Origin of the sequence: Streptomyces sp. NPDC001717 (assembly GCF_042892775.1) — a bacterium.
Taxonomy (GTDB): Bacteria; Actinomycetota; Actinomycetes; order Streptomycetales; family Streptomycetaceae; genus Streptomyces.
In genome coordinates, this window is the sequence record NZ_JBIAUK010000069.1 from 1 (window position 1) to 1,441 (window position 1,441).

General features: G+C 67.8%; 1 protein-coding gene. It reads left to right on the plus strand.

Annotation, left to right across the window (positions count from 1 at the left end; translation table 11 throughout):
- Positions 1–62: 62 nt before the first annotated feature.
- Positions 63–1,343: an IS701 family transposase gene (locus ACFYZL_RS40060; RefSeq protein ID WP_388686140.1), complete on the plus strand. Its 1,281-nt coding sequence runs from the start codon at positions 63–65 to the stop codon at positions 1,341–1,343.
- The last annotated feature ends 98 nt before the right edge of the window (positions 1,344–1,441 follow it).

Below are 1,441 nucleotides of genomic sequence, written 5' to 3' on the forward strand. Positions count from 1 at the left end.
GCACTAGTAGGACTCCGTTAGGTCTTCGGTTCGGGCTTTTCGTGGGCGGGCATGTTGGATGTGTGGATGCACGCGAAGTGGACCGCGTACGAGCTGAGTTGGCGCTGTATGTGGCCGACGTGTTCGGTTCTCTGCGGCGGAAGGACCAGCGGGCCAAGGGTGACTGCTACCTGCGGGGATTGATGCTGGACGGCCGCCGAAAGTCGATCCAGGCGATGGCCGACCGGCTGCCGGACGGCAACGAGCAGAACCTGCAGCAATTCGTGAACCAGTCCACCTGGGATCCGGTGCCGGTGCAGCGTCGGATCTGCGAACGCATGCTGCCGCTCATCTCCCCGACAGCCTGGGTGATCGACGACGTGTCGCTGCCCAAGGACGGAAGAATGTCGGTCGGGGTGGCCCCGCAGTACTGCGGGGCCCTGGGTAAACGTGCCAACTGCCAGGTCGCCGTCAGCGTCCACGCCGCGACCGACACCGCTTCCTGCCCGCTGCAGTGGCGGCTGTTCCTGCCCCGGTCGTGGGACACCGACGCCGACCGCAGGACGTCCACCCGCGTCCCGTCCGAGGTCACCCACCGCGAGAAATGGCGGCTGGCCCTGGACATGCTCGACACACTCGCGGAGTGGGACATGAGGCCCCCGGTCGTCGTGGCGGACGCCGCCTACGGCACCAACGCACACCTGCGAGCCGGCCTCGATGACCGTGGAATCCACTACGTCTTGGCCGTCCGAGCGGACGTCAGTGCCCACCCGCTCGACGCCGAGCCAGAGGCGCCACCCCGCAAGGGGCCGGTCGGCTGCTGGCCCCAGCCCCGCTACCGGCACCCCGCACCGTCAGTAGCGACCCTGGCCGCCGGCCTTGAGACGAGCACGTTCACCAAGGTCACATGGCGGCAGGGCACCCGCGGCCGGCTGAAGTCCCGCTTCGCCGCTGTGCGCGTCCGGCCCGCAGGCAAGGCCGTCGAACGTCCGATCAAAGCCGCAGCCTCGTCCGAACAGGGCTGGTGGGACGGCGTCCTGCCCGACTGCTGGCTGCTGATCGAGTGGCCCGACGGAGCTGAAGCCCCCACCGACTACTGGCTCTCCAGCCTCCCAGCCGACACCCCGGTCACCGAACTGGTCCGTCTGGCCAAGGTCCGCTGGCGCATCGAGCACGACTACCGAGAACTCAAGCACGGCCTCGGCCTGGACCACTTCGAGGGACGGTCCTGGCCGGGCTGGCACCACCACGTCACCCTCGTGACCGCAGCCCAGGCCTTCCTCACCGAGCAGCGACTGATCCCAAAAGTGCCAGGACCGGCCTCACTCTCTACCAGACCCTCGACGCCCTCCAGGACATCCTGAGGTGCTGGACCGGCGTCTGCACGACCTGCCACCGGCCCCTCACCAGCAAGCCCTACTCCATCCCAAGATCAAGAACAACCTAACGGAGTCCTACTAGG